At 70.6% G+C, this 21,530-nt stretch carries 23 protein-coding genes; 21 read left to right on the forward strand and 2 right to left on the reverse strand.

All coding sequences use genetic code 11. From position 1 onward, the window contains the following. Positions 1-179 precede the first annotated feature (179 nt). The 18 genes from ACN20G_RS11720 to ACN20G_RS11805 all read left to right on the forward strand — a co-directional run bounded on the left by ACN20G_RS11720 (position 180) and on the right by ACN20G_RS11805 (position 17,483). Complete coding sequence (locus ACN20G_RS11720; RefSeq protein ID WP_424212683.1) at positions 180-488, forward strand: hypothetical protein; 309 nt, start codon at positions 180-182, stop codon at positions 486-488. Continuing rightward, positions 485-1,042 (forward strand): WhiB family transcriptional regulator, encoded by a 558-nt coding sequence (locus ACN20G_RS11725; RefSeq protein ID WP_424212684.1) that lies wholly within the window; start codon positions 485-487, stop codon positions 1,040-1,042. The genes ACN20G_RS11720 and ACN20G_RS11725 overlap by 4 nt, the downstream gene beginning before the upstream one ends. A gap of 64 nt (positions 1,043-1,106) precedes the next feature. Further along, a complete protein-coding gene (locus tag ACN20G_RS11730) occupies positions 1,107-1,433 on the forward strand; it encodes a hypothetical protein (RefSeq protein ID WP_424212685.1) in 327 nt (108 codons plus the stop codon). An 8-nt stretch (positions 1,434-1,441) separates the two neighbouring features. Further along, positions 1,442-2,191 (forward strand): hypothetical protein, encoded by a 750-nt coding sequence (locus ACN20G_RS11735; protein WP_424212686.1) that lies wholly within the window; start codon positions 1,442-1,444, stop codon positions 2,189-2,191. Further along, positions 2,191-2,919, forward strand: a complete 729-nt coding sequence (locus ACN20G_RS11740) for an ATP-binding protein (protein ID WP_424212687.1) — start codon at positions 2,191-2,193, stop codon at positions 2,917-2,919. Before ACN20G_RS11735 ends, ACN20G_RS11740 begins: the two co-directional genes overlap by 1 nt. Next, positions 2,916-4,061, forward strand: a complete 1,146-nt coding sequence (locus ACN20G_RS11745; RefSeq protein WP_424212688.1) for a DUF2637 domain-containing protein — start codon at positions 2,916-2,918, stop codon at positions 4,059-4,061. Before ACN20G_RS11740 ends, ACN20G_RS11745 begins: the two co-directional genes overlap by 4 nt. Before the next feature lie 434 nt (positions 4,062-4,495). Then, complete coding sequence (locus tag ACN20G_RS11750) at positions 4,496-6,319, forward strand: SpaA isopeptide-forming pilin-related protein (RefSeq protein ID WP_424212689.1); 1,824 nt, start codon at positions 4,496-4,498, stop codon at positions 6,317-6,319. 123 nt (positions 6,320-6,442) lie between these two features. Next, positions 6,443-6,991 (forward strand): hypothetical protein, encoded by a 549-nt coding sequence (locus ACN20G_RS11755; protein ID WP_424212690.1) that lies wholly within the window; start codon positions 6,443-6,445, stop codon positions 6,989-6,991. Positions 6,992-6,995: 4 nt separating this feature from the next. Next, positions 6,996-7,976: an NlpC/P60 family protein gene (locus ACN20G_RS11760; RefSeq protein ID WP_424212691.1), complete on the forward strand. Its 981-nt coding sequence runs from the start codon at positions 6,996-6,998 to the stop codon at positions 7,974-7,976. Positions 7,977-8,019: 43 nt separating this feature from the next. After that, a complete protein-coding gene (locus tag ACN20G_RS11765; RefSeq protein WP_424212692.1) occupies positions 8,020-8,355 on the forward strand; it encodes a hypothetical protein in 336 nt (111 codons plus the stop codon). 106 nt (positions 8,356-8,461) lie between these two features. After that, a complete protein-coding gene (locus ACN20G_RS11770; RefSeq protein WP_424215480.1) occupies positions 8,462-9,625 on the forward strand; it encodes a hypothetical protein in 1,164 nt (387 codons plus the stop codon). Positions 9,626-9,707: 82 nt separating this feature from the next. Then, a complete protein-coding gene (locus ACN20G_RS11775; RefSeq protein WP_424212693.1) occupies positions 9,708-11,291 on the forward strand; it encodes a hypothetical protein in 1,584 nt (527 codons plus the stop codon). Positions 11,292-11,294: 3 nt separating this feature from the next. Continuing rightward, entirely contained in the window at positions 11,295-12,818 is a 1,524-nt protein-coding gene (locus ACN20G_RS11780) for an SCO6880 family protein (RefSeq protein ID WP_424212694.1), read from the forward strand. Further along, complete coding sequence (locus ACN20G_RS11785) at positions 12,815-14,242, forward strand: ATP/GTP-binding protein (RefSeq protein ID WP_424212695.1); 1,428 nt, start codon at positions 12,815-12,817, stop codon at positions 14,240-14,242. Before ACN20G_RS11780 ends, ACN20G_RS11785 begins: the two co-directional genes overlap by 4 nt. A gap of 82 nt (positions 14,243-14,324) precedes the next feature. After that, positions 14,325-14,600 (forward strand): hypothetical protein, encoded by a 276-nt coding sequence (locus ACN20G_RS11790; protein ID WP_424212696.1) that lies wholly within the window; start codon positions 14,325-14,327, stop codon positions 14,598-14,600. 2 nt (positions 14,601-14,602) lie between these two features. Continuing rightward, positions 14,603-16,048 (forward strand): type IV secretory system conjugative DNA transfer family protein, encoded by a 1,446-nt coding sequence (locus tag ACN20G_RS11795; protein ID WP_424212697.1) that lies wholly within the window; start codon positions 14,603-14,605, stop codon positions 16,046-16,048. Then, positions 16,045-16,521: a hypothetical protein gene (locus ACN20G_RS11800; protein ID WP_424212698.1), complete on the forward strand. Its 477-nt coding sequence runs from the start codon at positions 16,045-16,047 to the stop codon at positions 16,519-16,521. Before ACN20G_RS11795 ends, ACN20G_RS11800 begins: the two co-directional genes overlap by 4 nt. Before the next feature lie 725 nt (positions 16,522-17,246). Continuing rightward, positions 17,247-17,483 carry a hypothetical protein gene (locus ACN20G_RS11805; protein ID WP_424212699.1) on the forward strand — a complete coding sequence of 79 codons (237 nt, stop codon included), beginning with the start codon at positions 17,247-17,249 and terminating at the stop codon, positions 17,481-17,483. 61 nt (positions 17,484-17,544) lie between these two features. Here the strand turns inward: ACN20G_RS11805 and ACN20G_RS11810 are convergent, their stop codons facing one another. Both ACN20G_RS11810 and ACN20G_RS11815 read right to left on the reverse strand, forming a co-directional pair. Then, complete coding sequence (locus ACN20G_RS11810) at positions 17,545-18,090, reverse strand: GNAT family N-acetyltransferase (RefSeq protein ID WP_424212700.1); 546 nt, start codon at positions 18,088-18,090, stop codon at positions 17,545-17,547. 16 nt (positions 18,091-18,106) lie between these two features. After that, positions 18,107-19,366, reverse strand: a complete 1,260-nt coding sequence (locus ACN20G_RS11815; protein ID WP_424212701.1) for a Tat pathway signal protein — start codon at positions 19,364-19,366, stop codon at positions 18,107-18,109. 263 nt (positions 19,367-19,629) lie between these two features. On the opposite strand from ACN20G_RS11815, the gene ACN20G_RS11820 reads away from it, so the two are divergent. From ACN20G_RS11820 to ACN20G_RS11830, 3 genes are all read left to right on the forward strand, one after another. Continuing rightward, a complete protein-coding gene (locus ACN20G_RS11820) occupies positions 19,630-19,986 on the forward strand; it encodes a hypothetical protein (RefSeq protein WP_424212702.1) in 357 nt (118 codons plus the stop codon). Positions 19,987-20,068: 82 nt separating this feature from the next. Continuing rightward, positions 20,069-21,280: a methyltransferase, FxLD system gene (gene fxlM, locus ACN20G_RS11825; protein WP_424212703.1), complete on the forward strand. Its 1,212-nt coding sequence runs from the start codon at positions 20,069-20,071 to the stop codon at positions 21,278-21,280. Between the two features lie 67 nt (positions 21,281-21,347). Continuing rightward, complete coding sequence (locus tag ACN20G_RS11830) at positions 21,348-21,512, forward strand: FxLD family lanthipeptide (RefSeq protein WP_424212704.1); 165 nt, start codon at positions 21,348-21,350, stop codon at positions 21,510-21,512. Positions 21,513-21,530 lie beyond the last annotated feature (18 nt).

Raw genomic sequence — 21,530 nt, forward strand, 5'->3', positions numbered from 1 at the left:
AAACAGATGCGCCCCGACGGCGGAGCGGGAACTCCAGCCGACGGGGGCGCATGGCACACGTGCTGTCGCGACCGGCCTAGGAACCACGGCGGCAGCACTTCGACAGCACCCCTGAGCACTGCTCTGGGGACTGACGCGGGCAGGGGGTTCACACCCATGCCCGAAGAAGGGATTGTGTCATGGGAGTGACCTCTCAGGCATCCCCGCGTCCGGCCGCTCCGGCGGCGGACGTGGTCTTCGAAGAGCTGCCCCCCGTCCAACGGACGCAGGGCTCGCGGCCCGCCGCGCACACCGACATCGCGAACGCCCTTCGGGCACGGCCCAAGAGCTGGGCCTTCGTCGGGACTCGCGTCACGGCGCAGGCTGCGGCCGGTGCGGCGTACCGGATCCGGACCGGGGCGCTCGTCGCGTTCCAACCGGCCGGCTCGTTCCGCGCGAAGGCGCGGGGCCGGCACGTCTACGCCCAGTTCCGGGGCGGCGCCGAGTGACCCCCTCCATCCGGACGCTGGCGGACGCGGCGTTGGACGGCGACTGGGCTCCCCTCACGAACGCGGCTTCGGGGGCACCTCGCCGGTGGGCGGAGTCCGCCGCGTGTGCGTCCGACCGGCCGGACGACTGGATGCCCCGCTTCGACTCCCCGACCGCCGACCCGGAGAACGTCCGTCTGCTGCTCGGGGGCACCCTCGCGGCTCCGTTGTCGGCGTGCGCCGGCTGCCCGGTGGCGGCACGGTGCCTGATGGACTCGGTGGCCTTGGGCGACGCGTACGGGATCAGGGGCGGTCTGCTCGCGGCGGAACGCTCGGCCCTCACGCGGTCGTGGCACACGACGGTCCGGGCGGACCGGGTGGAGGACGCCGTGGCCGGTGCGGCCTGTGTGCCGTTGACCGCCGGTGAGCGCCAGGCCGCCGTGCAGGCCGCGACCGACGCGACCGTGCACGACTTGTCTGCGGCAGCTCAAGGCATCGGCGTGAGCCGCGAGTACCTCGTCCGGCGCGCCCGGAACGCTCGGTACAGGAAACCGGAAAACCGCCTTTCCGCCTGACCCAATCCTTTTCTCGATTTCTCAAGGGGATACCCCCATGTCAAAAACTTCCGAAATTCAGATAGTGCGTGAGAACTTGAACGCCTGGATTTCCGACCTCGTACCGACCGCCGCCGTCGTCCGCGTCGTTGCTTTTCCGCGATTCGACAGCGTGCGGATCTTCGACTCTCGATTCGGTGTCGTGAGCGTCTCGGTTCGAACCGCCGCGCGCGTGGCCTGGCTCATCCGACGGGCCTTTCCCGGCGCCGACTGGGCCGGGCTGGGCAACGACTACGCCGTCCACGCCGGCCTGCTCTACCGTGCCCCCGGCCCGCTGGCGGACGGCTTCGTGCCGGAGGACGACCAGACCTTCGGCCACACCTCGATGCGCCTGGTGGGGAGGATCGGGTGAGCGGGACCATGACCGACCTCGTGTACGACCACTCCCGGTCCCGGCTCGGCGCCCGGCTGGTCCTCCTCGCGCTCGCGCACCACGCCGACGGCAGGGGCGTGGTCACGCTGTCGGCCCGGGAGGTCGCCGACATGACCGGTCTGACCGATCGGTCCGTCTTCGAAGGGCTCAAGGTCCTCAGAGAGGCCGGTGAGGTCAAGCGCACCGAACACGGGCGCGGGCACGCCGTGCGCAACACCTACCAGTTGTCGCTGGGCCCCCTTGCTGACGTCACCTTCTCTGAACCTTCTTCGATCAACCGTGAGGAAGCTTCGGCTTCTGTGCGGGGAGTTCAGAGAAGTTCGGACCCGGAACCGGCCTCGCGTACGCGCGTGGGGGGTACTCCCTTCGGGAGTACCCCCCACAACAAGCAAGCCAGCAAGCTGGGTTCCGGATCGATCGACGTTCCCGACGGGGCCCGGCCGCTGGTGGACGCGATGGAAGCCGCAGGAATGACCGTCGGGTGGCGGCTGACGTTGGAGGAGTGGAAGGCCGTCCAGACCCTCGTGGCCCGCTGGGGTGTCGCTCGCCTCGTGGACCTCGCGGCCCGTCGTTGGAAGGACCCGGCACGCAGGCCGCAGAGCGCCCGCTACCTGGTGCGCATCTGGAGCGACCTGCCCGCGATCACCCCGCCCGCGAACGTCGTCCCGCTGCGCGTTCCCACGGCTCGCGCCTACGTCGACCCGGTCTCGACCGACGTCTACGGGAGTGGGTTCTGATGCCCGAACCGACGCGACTGGGCAACGAAGCGGCCATGCGGCGGATGCACGAGATCCTCCGGGACCGGGGAATGCAGATCCCTTCGGGCGGAGCGCTGTACGCGGACCCCGGAGGCCCGCAGGAACCCGGCTCCCCGGAATGGCACCGACAGACCCGGACCGACGTGGCGGTGGCCCGGTGGAGGGCTGCGACCCCGCCGCAGTACGCCGAAGCGACGGCGACCGCGCCGGCGGTGCGGGACTGGGTGCGCGCGATGCTGGAAGGCCCCTCCACGCCGCAATCCCTCGTGTTGACCGGTCCGGTGGGCCGCGGGAAGACCTGGGAGGCGTACGGAGCCCTCCGGGCGCTGGCCGAAGCACCGGTGCCGAACTTTGGCCTGCTGGCGGTCCGAGCAGCCGACATGTACGCGAGTCTGCGCCCGACGGCGACGCCGGGGAGCGCGGAGATCGCGATGGGCCGGCTGTGCCGGGTCCCGTACTTGCTGATCGATGACCTCGGGGCGGGAAAGTGGTCGGAGGCCGTCCACGAAGCCAGTGAGCGGATCTTCTTCTACAGGTACGACCACCGGCTTCCCACGGTGATCACGAGCAATCTGCCGCCCCGGAGTGACGACGGCGAGGACCTCGTGAGCTGGGTCGGGGACCGCGTCGCGAGTCGACTGGCGCAGACCGCCCGGATCGTGGCCATGCTCGGCCCGGATCGGCGCCGGCTGGAGGGTGCGGCATGAGCACCCTCACCAAGGACGTCGCTCCCTGCCCCCATCACGACGGGCCTCGGAGGATGACGGCCTGGGACCGTGCGGCCATCGCGGCACTGGGTCTCGCCGGCTTCGTGTTCTCCTTCGACGCGCTTCGGCAAATCGCCCTGGCGATGCACGCCGCTCCGCTCCTGAGCTGGCTGTTCCCCGTCTTCCTCGATGGTTTCATTGCCTACTCCACGCGGGCGCTCGTGCTGATGCGGTCGGCTCCGTTCCGCGCTCGGCTGTACGTCTGGGCCCTCTTCGCCATCTCGACGGGAACCAGCATTTGGGCTAACTGCCTGCACTCGGTCACGATGAATGGGGTCGTGGCCAACGGTGTGGTGCACCTGAGCGACAAGGTGGTGGCCGTGCTCGCGGCCGTCGCCCCGCTGGCTCTGGCCGGGGCCGTCCACCTGTACATCCACATGGCGAGGACGGTGGAGGTCTGCGTCTGCGACGGGCCCGGTAACAGCCCGCCGGCGCCCACGGCCCGCACGGAAATCGTCCGAACGCCGGCCTCGGCCGCGCCTCTCGGTCCAGCGGGGCAGCCCCGGGCCGTCCCTCCAACGCCTGCTCCCGCAGTGCGTGAACGGCCCGCCCCGCCGCCCCGGGAGGACGGACCGGTGGAAGGGGACCTCCTCCCTCCGGCAGAGGTGTCCCCCGCGACTCCGGACCCCGCGCCGCTTCCCCGTCCCGTCCCGGACGGGACGGAGCTTCCGGGTGACGGCGCAGAGGCCCCGGGGACTGCGGACGGTCGGCACGACGACGGCCAGGACGACGCCCCAATGACGCCGCCTCGCCCAACAGACCTGGCTCCGTCGACGGACGGGACGGAGGAGGCTGCCCCTGCACCACACCCTCCCGTCCCGGACGGGACCGCCACAGCTCGGGGCGACGAAGGGAGGTCGGAGGAGGACCAAGCCCTTCGTCTGGCTCTGCCCCTGGCTGTCGAAGCGGCGCGCGCGGCCGGCCGCGTCACTCGCGACGTCGTGGGCGACGCGGTGAGGGTCCGCCACCCCATCAGCAACGCGCGCTTGACCGTTCTGGTGGACCTGACCCGGAAGCACTTGGCCCAAGAGGACGAGGAGAGGAGCGAGCACGAGCACGCGGCGGACACGCGCCTTTGGTGATCCGGCCCGCGACGTGACGGCGGGGCGCCTCGACCAGCGGGGCGTCCCGTCCGTAGGGCCCTTCGGTCGGACCGAAGGGCCCTACCGCATCCCGCGTGACGCAATTCAAGCGGAAAGCTTCTGTGAAGCTTTCCGCTTTTCGTGCATCGAGTTCAGGGAACTGAATTCACCCAAACGTAAACTGGAAATCAATACGGCCACCTTGTGAGGATTCCGGACGGCAACGGAATAACCCCCACAGGAGTGACATGAAACGTCGAATACAAACCTCGCGGCTCGCGGCGGTGGCCGTGGCTGCCGGGGTCGTCGGAACCATGGCCATAGCGCCTTCCGCCGTGGCTGCCGATCGATACGGACCCGGGTACGCCATTCCCGATTCCGACGGCCACGCCGCGACATCTCACATCGGGGCCTACGGTCCCCCGGGTGCCCCCGTGCACGGTGACCTCCAGACCTACTGCGGGGACCCGTCCCGGCGGGGGCCCGACGCGGCCGGCGGCTACGGGGACCCGGTGGCGGTCTCGGACTGGATGTCCAGCGAGACCGGGGCCAAGGTCGGCGCGGACGCGGTCGCCAGGGCCTCGTACATCATCAGCCGGTACGGGCAGACGACCGTGGACGCGCGGGCGGCGGCCGTGGACGCGGCCGTGTACGACCTGCTTGCCGGCGGGTCGTACGGGATCAACGGAAGCCGCGGCAAGACCCGCCTGGCCTACCCGGTCGTGTCGCCGACCTCGCGCACCCTCGCGCTCCAGTACCTCGATGAGGCCCGCCGGCTCGCCGGGCCGTACGAACTGCACGTGCGGCCGAAGGTCACCGAGACGGCCGTGGGCACGAAGGTGTCCGTGGACCTGTCGGTGACCTCGAAGGTCTCCGGCGCCAAGATCCCCGGGGTGCGGGTCGCGATGACAGCCGGGGACGCCCACGGTTCCGTGACGACCGGGGCAGACGGTACGGCGACCTGGGACGCGACGGCCGCCAAGGCGGGCAAGCTGACCGTCAAGGGGGTGGCCTCGGGGCTTCCTGGGGCCCAGTTGAAGAAGCTCGACCCGAAGGACAGCCGCGCGCAACGGATGCTCCTCGCCGGCGACACGGCGTCCGTGGCCGCAGAGGCGCCCGTGGACGTGAAGCCGGCGACCGGTGGGGTGACGCTCCACAAGAGCGACCCCGAGGGTTCGCGGATGGTGGGTGCCGCCTTCCAACTCCTCTCCGGCTCGAAGGTCGTGGCGGAGGGGAAGACGGACAGCTCTGGCGTGTTGACCTTCAAGGGGCTGGCGGCGGGCACGTACCGGCTGCACGAAACCTCGTCGGGCTCGAACCTCCACGGGACAGTCCCCGATCAGGACGTAGTGATCGTGGCGGGCCAGGACGGCACGGCGAAGCCGGTGGTGGTGGTCGATCCGTTCAAGCCGGCCGACCTCACCTTGAAGAAGCTCGACCGGAAGACCGGGAAGCCGCTCGCCGGCGCGGTGATCAACGTCCTCGACGACGCCGGCGGGAAGCCCGGGACCAAGAAGGTCGCGGAGGTCACGACGGACGCCGCGGGCATCGCGAAGGTCAAGATCGGGATGGACGTCAAGGCCGGTCAGACCTACTGGGCCAAGGAGGTCAAGGCCCCGGCCAAGTACCAGCTGAACGGTGAGCCCCAGAGCTTCAAGGCGACGCCCGGCGCCGCCGTCTCGCTCACGATGTTCAACGATCCGAAGCCGGCGCGGCTGACCGTGCTCAAGGTCGACAAGGCCGACAAGGCCCCGCTGGCCGGGATGGGCTGGCAGGTGAGCACGGTCAAGGTGGACTCGGACGGCAACAAGGTGCCGGGGACGAAGGTCGCGTCGGGGACGACGGGGAAGGACGGCAAGTCCGCCCCCGTGAACCTCGATGCGCTCGTGGACACCGGGATCGAATACCTCCTCACCGAGACGAAGGCGCCGGCCGGGTACGAACGCGCGGAGCGGCCCGTGCCCATCACCGCGCGGGCGGATGAGCCGGTGGACGTCCGGGTTGAGAACACCCGGGCCGCCACGCCGCCCGCGCCCGAGACCCCCGAACCGAGCACGGCCCCGACCTCGCCGGCCGCCCCGTCGGCGCCCGGGAAGGGTGGCAACGCCCCAGCCAAGCCGACCGGGTCCCTCGCGGCCACGGGCGCGGAGCTGTCCGTGTGGGTCGCCGGCGGCGCAGGGCTGCTGGTCGCGGCCGGCGGCGCGACGGTGTGGGCGACACGGCGGCGCCGCGCCTCCGGCAGCACCTCGGCGCGCTAGCGCCTCCTCGGCGGCGCGGCCTCCTGCTCCGCGCCGCCCCTTCCCCTTCGTCCTCCTCCCCTTGGTACTTCCATGCCTCCACACGCCCCATTCCTGCCTATATGCGCCGTTCTTCTAGGGGCGGTGCTGACCGGCTGCGCACTGCTGCCGGCGTCCTCGGCCGACGCCGCCCCCGTAACGGGGGAGCAGCCGGCCGTCATGCTGGCCGCCCCCACGTCGGCACCCACGACCGGCGGGCCGACCGCCAAGAGCAGCTCGGTTCCGCCGGCGGTGCCGGACGCCGTGGAGCAGGTGGCGCGCAGCTTCGTCACCGCCTACGCGAGTCGTGACGCCCGCGACGGCCAGGACGACGGCTTCACCGCTGCGGGCCGGCGCGCGGCCCGGTGGGCGACGGGCGACCTCGTGCGGCTCCTGGGTGAGCCGCGCGCGGGTCAGGCCGGCGCCTGGGCTCGCCTGCGCGAGGACCGGACCCGGCAGACCGCAGAGATCGTGAGCGTCGTCGTCCCGGACGGTGCCCCCGACCCCACGCCGTCGGCCGCCCTCGTCCGGGTCGGCTATCGCGTCACCGCCACGACCGGGACCGGCCGGACGCGGACCTCGGCGGACCACATGGCGCTGCGACTCACCAGCACCTCCGACGGGTGGCGCGTGGCCGCGCTGCCGTGGGCGTGATCGCGTGAACGGCAAGACGGGCGCCGGCCTGGGCCTCGGGGCCGTGCTCGTGGTCGGCACGCTGATCGGCGGCCTGTTGATGCTGGGCGGGTCCAGCAGCGCGGCGACCGGCGGGGCCGGCTTCGGCGGCGGGATCGCCACGGACGCCCCCGTGCCGGGGTGGCTGCGGACCCTGGTCACGAAGTTCGGAACGAAGTGCCCGCAGATCACGCCAAGCCTGATCGCCGCGCAGCTCTACACCGAGAGCGGCTTCGACCCGAAGGCGGTCAACACCAGCTCCGGGGCTCAAGGGATGGCCCAATTCCTCCCCGGGACGTGGGGCGATTACGGCGTGGACGGCGACGGTGACGGAAAGGCCGACCCGTTCAACCCGGCGGACGCCGTGGCCTCGATGGCGAACTACGACTGCGTCCTTGTGGGGTACGTCGACAAGATCCCCGGCGACATCACGGATCTGATGCTCGCGGCCTACAACGCGGGGCCGGGCAACGTGCAGAAGTACGGCGGGATCCCCCCGTTCGAAGAGACGCGCGGGTACGTGAAGCACATCCGTGAGCTGGCCACGAAGTGGGCCGCCGCCATCACGAACGTCCCGGCCGGCAAGGGCGCTGCCGCCGCCATCGCCGCTGCCAAGACGGCGCTGGGGACCTGGTACGTCTGGGGCGGATCGTGCGTCGCGCCGTACACCGGTGGTGGCGGCTGCGACTGTTCCAGCCTCGTGCAGATGGCCTGGGGCAAGGCCGGCGTCAACCTGCCCCGGGTCACGTACGACCAAGTCCATTCCGGGACGGCGGTCACCTCGATCAGCGCGCTGGCACCCGGGGACCTCCTCTTCACACGGCCAGGGCCCGCCGGCCCTGAGCACGTCGGCATGTACATCGGTGCCAACCAGGTGATCGAAGCGCCGCGGACCGGGGTGCAGGTCCGCATCCAACCGCTGTCGACCTGGGCCCCCCAGATCATCGCGATGCGCCGCGTCGGCTGAGCGCTCGCCCCTCTCCTCCCCTCCCTCGTTCAAGGAGTTCGTCATGCAGTCGTTCAGCCTCCTCTCCGACCCGAGCACGCACACCGTGCTGGCCGCCGGGGTCGACACCGTGTCCGGCATCAAGCCCGATTGGGGCCCGTTCGGGAAGCTCGGCAACACGGCCAAGGTCCTGCTGGGCGTGCTCGCGGCTGTGGTCCTCGCCTTGGGCGTCGGCGCGTTCCTCGCGGGGCTGGGGAAGTCGAAGGGGTGGTTCGGCGAGGGTCACTCGACCATGGACTCCTCGCGGGGCAAGGGGATGATGGTCGGCGGTCTGGCCTGCATCTTCTTGGTGGCCTCGCTGAGCACGATCGTCGGCATCGCCTACGGCATGGGCGTCTGACGTGACCAGAAGAAACGATTCCCCTCGGCCTCGCCGGGCGTCCCGGGTACTGGGCATCGTGGTGGCCGGCGTCTCCGTGCTGACAATCTGCGGGGTCGCCGTGACGATGCTGACGGACCCCCCGGCCCCGGCGTCGACCACGTCCCCGTCGGCCGGCCCCACCTCGACCTCGCCCGTGGCCAGGGGCCGGGTCAAGGACGGTGTCCCCGTCGGTCACCCGCACACCGGCCCGGGGGCCCGCGCGGCTGCGGCCAACTACGTGACCGTGCTGAACAGCCCGGCGATGGTCACCAGCACGGGCCGGGCCCGCTCGGTCGCGGTGATGACGGCGGACAGCGGGAAGGAGATGCTCCAGCGGCACGCGGCTGAGGCGGGAACGCGTCTTCGTGCGATCGACACGGCCGGTGGTGACCCGTCCTCGCTGTTCGCGCGCACGGGCGTGCTGTCGTCCGAGCTGCTGGGGGTCACTTCGGAGACGGCGACGGTCCGCTTGTGGGTGACGACGGTCGCCGGGCACACCACCGGTCGGACCGTCCCGGCCTCGGCGTTCCGGTCGGTGACGGTCGGACTCCGTTGGGAACGGGCCGATTGGAAGGTGGCGTCGATCTCCGACGACGGCGGGTTGGTGCCCTCGGCCGACGTGCGGCAGGCCACGAACGCCCCGGCGGACTTCGACCGGGTCTCGGCGGACGCGGCGGACCCGATCGCGGCCGGCACGGCCGATGCGGACGGCGTCCCCGCGCCGTACGACCGGACCGACGCCGGCGCGCGGGCTGCGGCCACGACGGCCGCACAGTTCTACGGGGATCCGCGGTTCTACGCGTCGGCGCAGTGGCGTCACCGGATGCTGACCGCGATCACCTCGGCCGGCGCGCTCCCCACGGCTCGGTCCGACGCGGACCGGACGGCCGACCTGGTGGTGACGAACCGGGGTCTCGGCGAGGACGGCCGGACGGCGGACGGCGGCCTGTTGATCACGCGGACGGCGGTGCTCTCGACCCGGATGGTCTCCTACTCGCCGTCGGCCGCCGCCGTCGAACTGTGGACGGCGAGCGTGGGCGGCGTCGCGGGTGACACCGAACGTATGCGGCCCCAGGTGTCCTACCTCCGGATGGCCGTGGACCTGGTCTGGGAACGGGGTTCGTGGAGGGTCACGAACCTGCGGGCCTCGGAACCCCTGGTGCCGACTCCGGCCACGGCGACGGCCGTCGTCCCGGCATCGGCGTTCGCTGCCGTGGGAGGTGTCGACCATGCTCCGGCGACCTCGTGACGGCGGCGCGGGGACGGCGCGTCCCCGGCCGACCATCAGTCGGGGACGGCGTCTGTGGACTGTGGCCTCCACGGTGATCGCGGTGTCCTTCCTGCTGGTCCCGAAGGCGGTCGCCAATCCCTTCTGCCACATCCCGTTGGTGTGTGAGATCGGTACCGCGATCGACTTCGCGACGGACCCGTTCGGGTTCATCCTCCAGAAGATCGGCGAGGCCAACATCTGGTTCTTGAAGGAACTCCTGGACATGATCCAGAACACCAGCAAGATCAATCTGGGTGGGTCGGAGTTCACCAAGCACTACGCGATCATCTTCGCGGCCTCCGGCTTGATCACCGTGGCGCTCTGGTTGATCGGGGTGGCCAAGCGAGCGGTCCGGGGCGTCGCGCTCGGGACGGCGCTGGGTGAGGCCGTGGGATTCCTCCTCCTCTCAGTCGTCGTCAGCGCCTTGGCTCCGGCCGTGGTCGGGCTGTTCCTGGCCGGCGTGGACGAGGTAACAAAGGTGTTCCAGCCGTACGCGGTGGAGAACTTCAAGCCCTTCCTGGAAGCCCTGCTGAAGCACATCGCGGTGGACCCCGGGAACGGGAACGCACAGCTCCTCGTCGTCAACTTGGTCATGCTGCTCGGCGGCCTCCTGATGTGGGTGGAGATGCTCATCCGGGGCGCCGCCATCTACGTCGCCGTGGCGCTCGCGCCGATGGTGACCGCCGGGCTCGTGGACAAGGACCTATGGCCCAAGACCCGGAAGTGGGTCGGCGCGGTGGTGGGCCTCGCGCTCACGAAGCCGGTACTGGTGGCACTGCTCGGCCTCGGCGGCGCGGTCCTCAGCGACTCGGCGACAAGCAAGGACCCGGCGTCTCAGATCCTGGTGGGGGCGTTGATCCTGCTGCTGACGGTGTTCGCCTCGGCGAGCGTCTACAAGTGGGTCCCGACGTTCGGGGACGACATGGCCGCCCTGCACCACGCGCGGAAGTCGGCTGCGTCCTCGGGGCCGGCGGGTGCGGTTCCGGGCCCGGCGAGCACGGCGAACAGCCTGGCCACGTCCTACATGCAGAAGGCCGTGGTCGGCGGCGGGAAGGCGGCGAGCACCGGCGCGAAGGCCGCGGCCACCGGTCCGGGTGCGGCGGCGGTCGCCGCCGCGAAGGCTGCGAAGGCCGGGGTCGACTGGAGCAAGAACAAGGCCATGTCCAGTCCCGGCGCCAGTCCGGATACGTCCGGCCAGGGCGGCGCCTCGAAGGGCGGTGGGACGCCCAACGCAGGTGGCGCCCCAGCGACAACACGGCCTCCGGCCTCTGCTCCGTCCGCCGCGTCTCCCCGCGCGGGCAGCTCCCCGAGCGGTTCACGTCCCACCCCGCCGGCGACGGCGAAGCCGGCGGTACCCGGCGGTTCCGGGGCCGTGGTTTCGGCACCGGGCGGCTCCGCGAAACCGCCCGCCGGCGCGCCCCCGACCCCACCGGCTACCGCTCGGACGGGGGCCGGAGCGACCTCGACGGTCGTCCTCCCGACTCCTGGGGGCCCATCCCCCTCGTCGGGGTCGGGCAGCGCCCCCACCTCGGCGGGACCGTCCCCGCTGGGGCCGGCGGCGCAACGCCCGGCGCCAACCACAGCTCCGCCGGCTTCGTCCCGGCCATCGGCCACACCCCCCACCTCTTCCTCGAAGGACAGCTGACCCATGCGCACGTATCAGTTCGGCAAGCACAGGCCGACGGGCCTGGTCGGACGCCGCGACCTAGGCGAGCAGATCGTTCTTGGGGCGGGCGCTTCGATCGGGATTCTCGGCAGTTTCGCTGTGAGCTCCATGAGTGCGGCGGCGGCCGGGGTGGTGTTGGCCCTGCCCATCGTGGTGGCGGTGCTCGTCGTCTTCATGCCGTACCGGCCGCGAGGAACAGAACAGCGTCGGACGATCTACCGGTGGTGGAGGATCGCTCGGTACCACCGGCAGGCACTCGCCCGGACGGGCGGCGTCTGGACGAACCCGGCGGTGGAACGTGGAACACCGGTCGGGGGATTCCCGCCGGACTCGGCGTTGGAGGGGCCGGAAGGGATCGCCGGGATGACCTGGCTACCCGTCGTCGTTCGTGGCCAAGACGCCGTGGTCGTGATGCAGCCGGCGGCCGGCTGCATCACCGGGACCTTGGAGGTCTCCTCACCCGGTCTCGGTGGCAAGGACCCGTCCGAACAGGCCGTGACGGTGGCGCGTTTCGGCGAACTTTTGGACGCGTTCGGGAACTCGGAGCAGCACCCCATCAAGCGTGTTCAGGTCCTCGCGCGGCAGATGAAATCCGACCCGCACGCGCATCAGGCGTGGGTGGCGGAGCGCGACGCCACGGCTGCGACGGCCGACGTCCCGGCCTGGTTGAAGGAGTCGTACGAGACCCTCGCCACGGCTGTGTCCACCAGCGCGGAAGAGCACAGGTACTACATCACGGTGCACGCGCGCTTCACCCGCGACCTTGCGGCGGACGCTTCTTCTCGCGGCACTGGCGACGAAGGTGTGGCGGCGGTCATGGCAACCTGCCTGGAAGAGCTGTGGGCCCGCTGCGAGGACGCGGAGCTGACGGTGATCGCTCCCCTCAGCGTCCCGAAGCTGACGGCCCTGATCCGCAATTCGTTCGACCCCGACCACGCGATATGGGACGAGGACCTGCCTGTGTCGCACGCTTGGCCGCGACAGATCGACGTGCGCGACGGCCGGTACGTGGCCGCCAGGGCGGCCGACAGCGTCACCTCCTGGTACCACGCGACGGCGGCCGTCCGGTCCTGGCCGGGGACCCCGGTCGGCCCTGATTTTCTGAGCCCGCTCCTGATCGGGATGCCGGACGTGATCCGGACCCTCGCCATCACGCAGGACCTCGAACCCAACGATCAGGCGGTGGAGAGGATGCTGAGCGAGGACACGAACAACCAGGCTGAGCTTCTGCGGGCGCAGGCGCGGGGCAAGAACGTCGACCCGCGTGACGTGCTGGCGGCGAACGCCACCGGGTCCCGGGGCATGGCCCTGGCACAGTCGGGCGCGGCCGGTTCCTCGGTCGTCGGGTACATCACGGTGTCGGCACGGAGTGCGGATGAACTGGAGCGCACGAAGCGCACGGCCGCGTCACGAGCGCGGTCCGCGCACCTGCGAATCGAGTGGCTCGACCTCGAACACGCACGGGCCATCGCCTGCACCCTGCCGTTCGCCGGGGGCATCCTGTGAGCCTCGACCTGCCCTTCCTCTCGCCGTTCCACGCGACCGCTCGCCGGCCGCTGCACTCCGACACCACCACGACACAGGCTCTCTACCTGCCAATCAGCCCGCCCACGTTGGGCTCCGGCGGCGTCATCATCGGACGCGAGCTGTACAGCGGGAAGGCCCTGGTGTACTGCCCGTTCGCGGCGTTCGGTGACGGTCTCCCCGGCGCGAACATGATCGTCTTGGGGGACACTGGCCGGGGCAAGTCAGCCCTCACGAAGACGTACACGGCGCGGCAGATCCGGCAGGGCCGGAAGGTGGTCGTCCTCGACACGAAGGAACAGACGGAGCGGCAAGAAGGGGAGTGGGCGGCGCTGGGGCGCGCGATCACCGGGCACGCGCCGGTGAAGTTCACCCCGGGCGGGCACGGCGAGAGTTCGTGCATCAACCCCATGGACCCGGCCCTGTCCGGCACCCGCCGGGCGGAGCTGATCCGGACCATAGTGGAACTCGGCCTAAACCGGCCCCTGGACGAGTTCGCCGGGTCGGCGCTCCGGGTCGCGATCCAGCGGGCGCACGAGCGGGCCACGGCCGCGGGGCGGGTTCCCGTGCTGTCCGACGTGTCCGCCGCGCTGCGGTCGCCGGAAGAGGCGGACGCGGCAGCGAAGATGCAGACCCGGGAAGAGGTGCTCGAAGCCGGCCTCGAAGCCTCGTTCGTCCTCGACCGGCTGTGCGGCGACGGGGACACGGCCGGGGACCTGACCGGGATGCTGGATCAGCCCACGAGCCTGTCCCTGGACCTCGACGCGTCGATGGTGGTCTTCGACCTCACGAAGGTCCCGTCGGGCGGCGTCGCCATGACCATCCTCGTCGCGGTGATCGCGGTGTGGTTGGAAGAGATCTGGCTTCGCCCGCAGTGCGAGTGCGGGGCCTCCCCCGCCGAACACGACCGGACCGTGGTGGACTCGGCGTCCGGCGCCTGGGCCTTGGGCGGGTGCGCGGCTACGGGCTGCACCCGCTACGTCCAGCAGAAGAAGATCCTGGTGTGCGAAGAGGCGTGGCACATCCTCGGCACCCCGCAGCTCGCGGCCCTGCTCGAAAAGTTCTTGAAGTTCGCGCGTGGACTCGGCTTGAGCTGCATCTTCATCGTCCACCACCTGAGCGACATCGATGACTCTCCGGAGACACAAGCCGCGCTCAAGATGGCGGACACGGTCGTCGTGTACTCGATGAAAGCGGCGGAGGCCGCGGAGACCGTGGCGCGGCTCGGGCTGCCGGCGTGGACGGCGGAACACATCACCCGGCTACGTCGGGGGGTCGCGCTGTGGCGGGTGGCAGAGGTCATCTACGCCTCGGTGCAGCACCTTCTCACCGAAGCGGAGCAGCATCTCTGTTTCAGCTCGGGCTCGATGGCGGACGAGTCCGGCAGTGAGGCGGAGGCGGCGTGATGCGGCCGGTGAACGCCTCCGTCGCGGCGCTGGTCGTGCGCCGGTTCCGGTTCTTCGCGGGGCTCATCGTGAGGAGGTTCCGGTGGACGGGCTGATCAGCTCCGGGCTACAGACCGTGCTCTACGTGGTCGTGGCGGTGGTCGGGCTCGCCATGGTTGCCGTCGCCGTTTCGACGGCACGGGGCCGGCGCGACGCGGGCTTCGCGCCGCGCGCGGTGGTGCGCCGCGAGCTGTCAGTGCGGGCCCTCGGGCGGGCGAAGGAGATCCGCCCGTCCCTGCACACGGACGAGAAAGATCCTGTCGACGCCACCACCCCGGTGTCGCTGAACAAGGCCGTCGACGCGCGGCGAGAGGTGTGATCGTGCGTACCGTCATCGACCCGTACGACTACGGGTACGAGCTGGGACGAGCTGTCCGGCCGAAGGCCGGGCCGGTCTGGGCACGGGCCGATCAGTCGGCGCGGGTGATCGGCCCGATGGGCAGCGGAAAGACGATGCGGGTCTTCGGCCCGTTGATCCGACGGTGGCCGGGACCGGTCGTCGCAACCAGCACGAAGCCGGACCTGGTGGAGCTGACCTTGGACGCGCGCCGGGCCGATGACCGGCCGGTCGTCGCGTTCGACCCGCAGGGCATCGCTCCATCCCTGCCTCGGCTGAGGTGGTCGCCGATCACGGGGGCGGCCGACACACGGATTGCTCTGGCCCGTGCGAAGGCACTCGTGGCCGGGTCCCGCACGCCGGGCTCCGTCGGGGCCTCGTCCGAGGGCGGGGCCTTCTACCGGGGCCAGGCAGCCAAGGTGCTCGCCTGCTTCCTGCACGCGGCGGCCCTCGACCGCACGCCGCTGGGGACGGTGCTGCGGTGGGCTCGGAAGCTCACCGACCCGGTTCCGGTGAGCATCCTGGCCACCCACCCGGGCGCCGGCCCGGGGTGGGCGGAGGTCCTCCGCACGGCCACGAGCGGCGATAGCCGGACCGTGGGCAACATGGCGGCGACCCTCGACGCGGCCCTTGAGCCGCTGATGCACGCGGACGTCGTCGCCGCGCTGGAAGGCGACGGCGGCCCGCCGACAGACCTCGCCGCGCTGCTGGCGGCGGGCGGCACGATCTACATCCTCGGCAAGGACAGCGAGGTCGACTCGATCACGCCGTTGACCACAGCCATCACCGAGGACATCTTCGACGCGGCCGAAGGGTGTGCCCTGCTCTCCCCGGCGGGCCGGCTCGACCCGCCGTTGCTCGGCGCGCTGGATGAGGTCGCGAACATCGCCCCGATCCCCTCGTTGCGGCAACGGGTCGCGGACGGGCGCGGGCGCGGGATCACCATCGTGTACGGGCTGCAAGCCTGGGCGAGCGCCGTGGCCCGGTTCGGTCCGGACACGGCCGCGGAGCTGGCCGCGTTCACGAACATCGTGCTCGTCCTCGGCGGCGCGAAGGACCCCGGTTGGCTCCGAGAGATCAGCGACCTGTGCGGCCAGGTGGAGCGGGTCCGCACGTCCCGGACGAAGGGTGGAGGCCAGGGCGGGGACTCGGTGAGCCGGCAGACGGTCTGGGAACCGGTGCTGCGGCCGGACGAAATCAAGGGCCTCGCCACCGGCCGCGCGCTCGTGCTCGCCGGGAACCTCCCCCCGATCATCACCAAGATCGAAGGGATGTGGACCTGGGAGACCTGGCCGGCCATCGAGAAGGAGATCACCGTGCTCCGCGCGGCCAACGACACCGTTCGCGCCCGAACGGACGCTGTTCGACGCCGGGCAGCAGCGGCCCACGCTGCGGCCTGGAAGGCCGGTCGGGGGCGTGGGGCGGCATGAGCGAGGACGTCTTCCCCGCGCTGCCGGACCTTCCGGTCGTAGTCGCGGAGTACCTGGTGAAGCTGGCCACGAAGGAGGGAGTGGGGAGCCCGCCGTGGGAGTTCGGTGGCCTGCCGGCCAGCGCGCGGGCAGGCGTCCTGGAGTGGCTCGACGGGGTGGCACGGTGGCTGAACCACGCGTACGCCTGGCAACCCGAGCAGGTCATCCCACCGTGCTGGGCCCAACACCCCGGGCTCGCCCTCGACCTCGCGGGCCTCGCCTTCGCCCGCCTGGACCTCGCACGCGAACCGGCCGGATCGGCCGTCGTCTGGCACGAACGCTACGAACGCGCGCTCACCCGCTGGAACACGGCCCTCGGGCGATCAGGCAACGACTGCCGGGCGGGGCAGCATGAACATCGGCCCGCAAGGGTCGTTATGGCTGCGTGGGGCACGCCAAGGACTCACTCGACAGAAGATGCCGTCCGGACATGAAACGATGATTTACGTGCGCCAGGCTGTTGGCACCACTAGAGTTCGACGGTATGGAGCAGGTCGTCCCCCCGAGCATGGCGCTAGCCCAGTTCGGGCCTCGCGTCGGACGCTACATGGCCGTGCCCCTGCGGACTGCTCTCCATCGGCCTTGGCATCAAGCCGTGCACATCGCGGGAGTTGATAGCCGCCGCGTCAGCTGGCGTATCAGTGACCTGAGGTATGAGCACGAAGTTGTGACCTTACTTTCCCCCTCACCCAAGATCGACCGACATTCCTTGTTGGCGGATCTGCTCTTCCTCGAATCGATCGACAGCCCTTCCAACTACGGTCACCTCACGCCCAAAGAACAGGTGATTCGCGAGTTCCAGCTCTACACCTGCGGGTCACGCGAAGAGAACATTGAACTTCCCAAGAGCGCAGCGTGGCAGAACACCCGTACACCACACCTCAGTTCAGACCACAGAAGCGCAGCCAGGATCATCAAGGCCGTCGTAGTCGCCCTGCGACTGCTACTTGACGACCATCGGTCCACCTGTGGATGGCCGTTTACTCGATCTGTCCCCCGTGTTCCCCAAGCGCCTTGCGGAGTCCTACGCCTAGCCGCTCCGCGCACGCCCCGGGGCCCTGTGCTGCCGCACCTCTCTCCGCCGCCTCAAACCCAATGGGCGCTGGCTGCCTGATCTCCGGACCGGGCAATGGTGCCCAGTCATCTTCACGGAGAAGCAGTGCAGTCGATCAACTCGATCATCGAGTACGCGTCGGAAGGCCCGTACGAAGCTTCGCTCATCGGCCTCGCCATCGCCGTCCTCGGCCCGCCGATAGTGCAGCGCATCGGACAGCTGACCGTCGCTTTCTGGGGCCCGAAGGTCCGAAAGCTGCGGCGGGTCGTCGCTGACCGGGTGGCTCCGAAGGACCCGGAGCCACCCGCCGAACCGGGCGCCGAACTGGCCGAACGGTTCTGACACCATCCGCACCTCCGGGTCCTCGCGCCGCTCTCTGCGGGGCCCGGAGGTGCGGCACCCTTCACAGGCGGCGGAGCATCGTCGCGTAGATCGGCGCGTCCGGGAACGGCTGCTGGTCGCCGATGTGCTCGTACCCCCACCGTTCGTACAGGGCCTTCACCTTCGGGTGTTCCGGCTCGACCAGCAACGTGACCCGCTCCTCGGACCGGCCGGCGAGCAGCTCTTCGTGGATCTGCTCCGCCAGGCCCGTCCCCCGCCACGGCGTGCGCACCATGATCTCGAACAGGGCCAGGGTGCGGCTCCCGTCCTCGGTGATCTCCGCCTCGGGCAGGGGGCTCAACATGTGTGCCCACCACCCGGTCGCCGGCGGGAGGGTGGCGGCGTAGGCGTAGCCGGCGGCCTCTCCCCCGTCGTACGCCACCACGGCTTCCCACGACGGCCGCGACGCGTGGCCGGTCAACCGCCCTTCGAACCGGTCGACGCTGAAGAACGGGTCCTCCCCGATCTCCTTCTCGTAGACCTCGGCATACAGGCTCACGAGCGTTGGCCGGATCGCGGACAGCTGGTCGACGCCGTAGCGGTGGAGGGTGATGGCGGACGTGGTCATGGGTCTCCTGTCGGGATCAGGACGTGCGGACGTGATCGGTCCACTGCCGGGTGACTGAGGCAGTGGGCGCGGCCTGCTGGAGGGCGGACGTGAAGTTGCCGAGCAGGTGTGTGACCCGGCTCGTGGGAGAGGCGTTGGGGGCCGTGACCCGCCTCGCGGTGCTGACGGCCTGCTCGATCTCGCCTTGTGCGACTTGGGCCAGGGCGATCTGGGAGAGGTAGTACGCCCGGTTCCTGACCTGGTCTTCCCGCAGCCCTGACAGGCAGCGGTGCGCCGATGCCTCGGCGGTGGCTCCGTCACCGAGTCGGTAGTGGGTGATGCCGGTCAGGCCGTGCAGCTCGCCGCGGGTGAAGAAGGCGACGGAGGGCGGGCGGTCCGCTCCGGCTTCGGCTCGTCGGTAGGACTCCTGGGCGCGATCCATGGCCCGCTGCGCGCGTCCCTTCTCGTGCAGGTTGGCGGCGGCCAGGGCGATGCGGGCGTGGGTGAGCGCGGCGTAGAACGGATCGGTGCGGTGGGCCCGGGTGCTCGCGCAGGCTTCGGCGGCGGCGAGTTCATCGGCGTAGCGGCCTCGTTGCGCGGCGAGCATCGACGCGTGGCGCCACATCTCGTGCTGCACCTGCCCGTCCCGGGACAGGCCGGCGAGGTAGGTGCCCTGTTCAAGGTAGCCCTGGGCGGCCTTGAAGCGGCGGGAGTCGATGGCCGCGAAGACCGCGATTCCGGTGAACGAGGCGGCGACGGAGTAGAGGCGGGCCCGGACGGTCTGACTGGCCGATCCGTGCTGTTGGAGTTCGAGCGCGCGTGCGGCAAGTCCGGTGGCCCGGCTCTCCAGTACGGGGCCTCCACCGTTCTTGTCGTCATCGAGCCAGAGATCACGGAGTTGGGTGTTCAGGCGATCCACGTCGGAGTGTCCGACGGTGGGGCGGGCTGCGGCGGTGCCGGCGACCAGTGCGATCGACACCCCGACGGCCCGAGAGCCGAAGGTGCGGCGGAGCAATTTTGCCTCCTGACGTGCTGATGGCGGTGCTGGTGCGGCACGCCGTTTGAAGCCCAACGCGGTCGGTGGCAGGCCCGTGAGGGCCTCCAACGCGTCCCACTGTTCGCTCTGGGGACTCTTGGTCTGCCCGGACGTCCAGCGGTAGACGGTCCTCGTGCTGACACAGTCCGGGTCTCCGAACTCCCGACCGAGGGCCCGGTTCAGCTCCTCGACCAGTGATCTCGCAGTGTGCCCGTTCTCCCGCATCCACTCGGTTAACAGCCGGTTCGGCGTACGCACCATGACGTCACGGTAGGGCGGCTTCCGGGGGCGCGGGTAGCGGAGCTCGGGACTTTTTGTCAGTGGTCACGCGAGCAGCAGCGGACCGCTTTGTCATTTCCAAGGGGGCCTCGAAGCGCGTTACTTATCCGCACACCGGGTCGCCGGCAGCAGGCGGAAGGGAGCGGACCGTGAGCGTCCTCGTGCACCACCCTGCACCACCTCGTGAGGGCAGTGTTCCGCTTCCCTCCTTGACTCGAACGACCACTCCGTCGGAGGCGCGCGCCGTGGCCGGGGTAGTGGAGATCGCCTTGTTGCTGGCGCGCTGCAACCCGTCCGGGGACGAAGCGGCGCGGGTCCGAGTGCAGCTCCGCGAGCACATCGTGCGGCTGATCGAACCGGCGGCGGAGTACGCGGTGCTGCTGCCCGAGTCGCGGGTGAAGGACATCGTCGGCGCCACGGTGAACGGGGCCCGCCGGATCCTCGGCGTCCACGGCGGAGACCCGAAGGCCACGCTGCTGCTCTTGGCGAAGGCCACGGAGCATCTGGCGCGGTTCGCGGATCTGCGACGCGTCCCCCTCCAGTCCCGTCCGGCCCCGGCTGCCCGGAGGCGCCGGGTCCGGACGGTCACCGACGAGTGGTAGAGGACCGTCACCGGAAACGGTGTGCAACAGACCGACTCGGGCCGAACGAGGCCCGGGTGAAGCACGATCCACAGGGAACGACATGACGGACACGACCGAGGACAGGGCCACGACCCTCCGCCTCGAACTGGTGGAAGCCCTGGTCAAGGCCGGGGACCTCACCGAGGGGAGCACGGTGCACGTCGCGTTCCTCGCGGTGCCGCGCCACCTGTACTTGCCCGGCGAGTCGCTGGAGCGGGCCTACGCGAACACGGCCGTGGTCACGAAGCGCAACAAGGACGGCGGGTCGATCAGCTCCGTGTCCCAGCCCTCCATGGTCGCGCAGCAGCTCACCCAGCTCGATGTGCGTCCGGGCATGAGCGTGCTGGAGATCGGCTCGGGCGGGTATCAGGCACACCTCCTGCGCCACCTCGTCGGGGAGGAAGGTTCGGTCACCTCCGTCGACATCGACGCCGACGTCACGGACCGTGCCGAGTCCTGCTTGGCCGCGGCCGGCGTCAAGGACGTGCGCGTGGTCCTGTCCGACGGCGAGTACGGGGCACACGACTTCGCCCCGTACGACCGGATCGTGGTCACGGCCGGCGCCTGGGACGTACCGCGCGAACTGGTGGCGCAGATGGACGGGGACGGACGCCTCGTGACGCCGCTCCGGATGCGCGGGCTCACCCGGTCGCTGGCCCTGGAACACCGGGACGGCCGGTTGAGCGCGGTCTCCGCGCGGCAGTGCGGATTCGTTCCGATGCAGGGGGACGGGGGCCACGACGAGCGGCGCGTGTTGCTGCACGGGACAGAGGTGGCACTTCGGATCGACGAGTCCGCCGACCTCGGGGTGGACACGGAGTCCCTGGCCACGGCCGTGGAGCAGATCCGACACGAGGAGTGGACGGGCGTCACTGTCGCCGGCGGGGAGCCGTTCGAAGACCTCGAAATGTGGCTGGCGACCCTCCTCCCCGGGTACTGCCGCCTCGCCTCGGAGAAGACCGCCGTGGACCGGGGAGTGGTGAAGCCCGCCCTGCCCTGGGGTGGATCCGCCGCCGTGCACCGGGGGTCGTTCGCCTACCTCACCTTGCGCGCGGTCGACGCGGGATACGAGTTCGGTGTCTACGCCCACGGCGCGGACGCGGAGCAGCTCGCCGGCACCTTCGCGGGGGCGGTCGTGAGCTGGGACGCGGAGCAGCGCCAGGGCGACGGCCCGAAGTTCGACATCTTCCCGGCGGGCACCCCGGACGAGCGGCTCCCCGAGGGCCGCGTCATCGACAAGCGGCACACCCGCCTCACGATCTCCTGGCCCTGATCGCGCCTTCGCGCGGTCCGCAGTCAGGCACGCCAGAGCACCACTACAACGAGAAGAGGAGTTCCCCATGGACCGGTTCGAGAACACCGTGGCGCCCAAGGCGGACGACGGCTGGACCCTCGACGTGCAGGTCGTCGCGGACGGAGCGGTGACGTCCGCGCTGTTCCGCAACACGGACGACGGGTGCGGCTCGACCTGCCCGAACGCCTGCGCGTCCGGCGGCGCGGTCTGACCGGACGTCGGTCGCCGT

The organism is Streptomyces dryopteridis (genome assembly GCF_049606955.1).
Lineage (GTDB): Bacteria > Actinomycetota > Actinomycetes > Streptomycetales > Streptomycetaceae > Streptomyces.

Bases quoted from the DNA above. Each gene is read 5' to 3' on its own strand.
- ACN20G_RS11720 (WP_424212683.1), top strand. From the start codon at position 180: ATGGGAGTGACCTCTCAGGCATCCCCGCGTCCGGCCGCTCCGGCGGCG.
- ACN20G_RS11735 (WP_424212686.1), top strand. From the start codon at position 1,442: ATGACCGACCTCGTGTACGACCACTCCCGGTCCCGGCTCGGCGCCCGG.
- ACN20G_RS11740 (WP_424212687.1), top strand. From the start codon at position 2,191: ATGCCCGAACCGACGCGACTGGGCAACGAAGCGGCCATGCGGCGGATG.
- ACN20G_RS11745 (WP_424212688.1), top strand. From the start codon at position 2,916: ATGAGCACCCTCACCAAGGACGTCGCTCCCTGCCCCCATCACGACGGG.
- ACN20G_RS11765 (WP_424212692.1), top strand. From the start codon at position 8,020: ATGCAGTCGTTCAGCCTCCTCTCCGACCCGAGCACGCACACCGTGCTG.
- ACN20G_RS11770 (WP_424215480.1), top strand. From the start codon at position 8,462: ATGCTGACGGACCCCCCGGCCCCGGCGTCGACCACGTCCCCGTCGGCC.
- ACN20G_RS11780 (WP_424212694.1), top strand. From the start codon at position 11,295: ATGCGCACGTATCAGTTCGGCAAGCACAGGCCGACGGGCCTGGTCGGA.
- ACN20G_RS11800 (WP_424212698.1), top strand. From the start codon at position 16,045: ATGAGCGAGGACGTCTTCCCCGCGCTGCCGGACCTTCCGGTCGTAGTC.
- ACN20G_RS11810 (WP_424212700.1), bottom strand. From the start codon at position 18,090: ATGACCACGTCCGCCATCACCCTCCACCGCTACGGCGTCGACCAGCTG.
- ACN20G_RS11815 (WP_424212701.1), bottom strand. From the start codon at position 19,366: ATGGTGCGTACGCCGAACCGGCTGTTAACCGAGTGGATGCGGGAGAAC.
- fxlM (WP_424212703.1), top strand. From the start codon at position 20,069: ATGACGGACACGACCGAGGACAGGGCCACGACCCTCCGCCTCGAACTG.
- ACN20G_RS11830 (WP_424212704.1), top strand. From the start codon at position 21,348: ATGGACCGGTTCGAGAACACCGTGGCGCCCAAGGCGGACGACGGCTGG.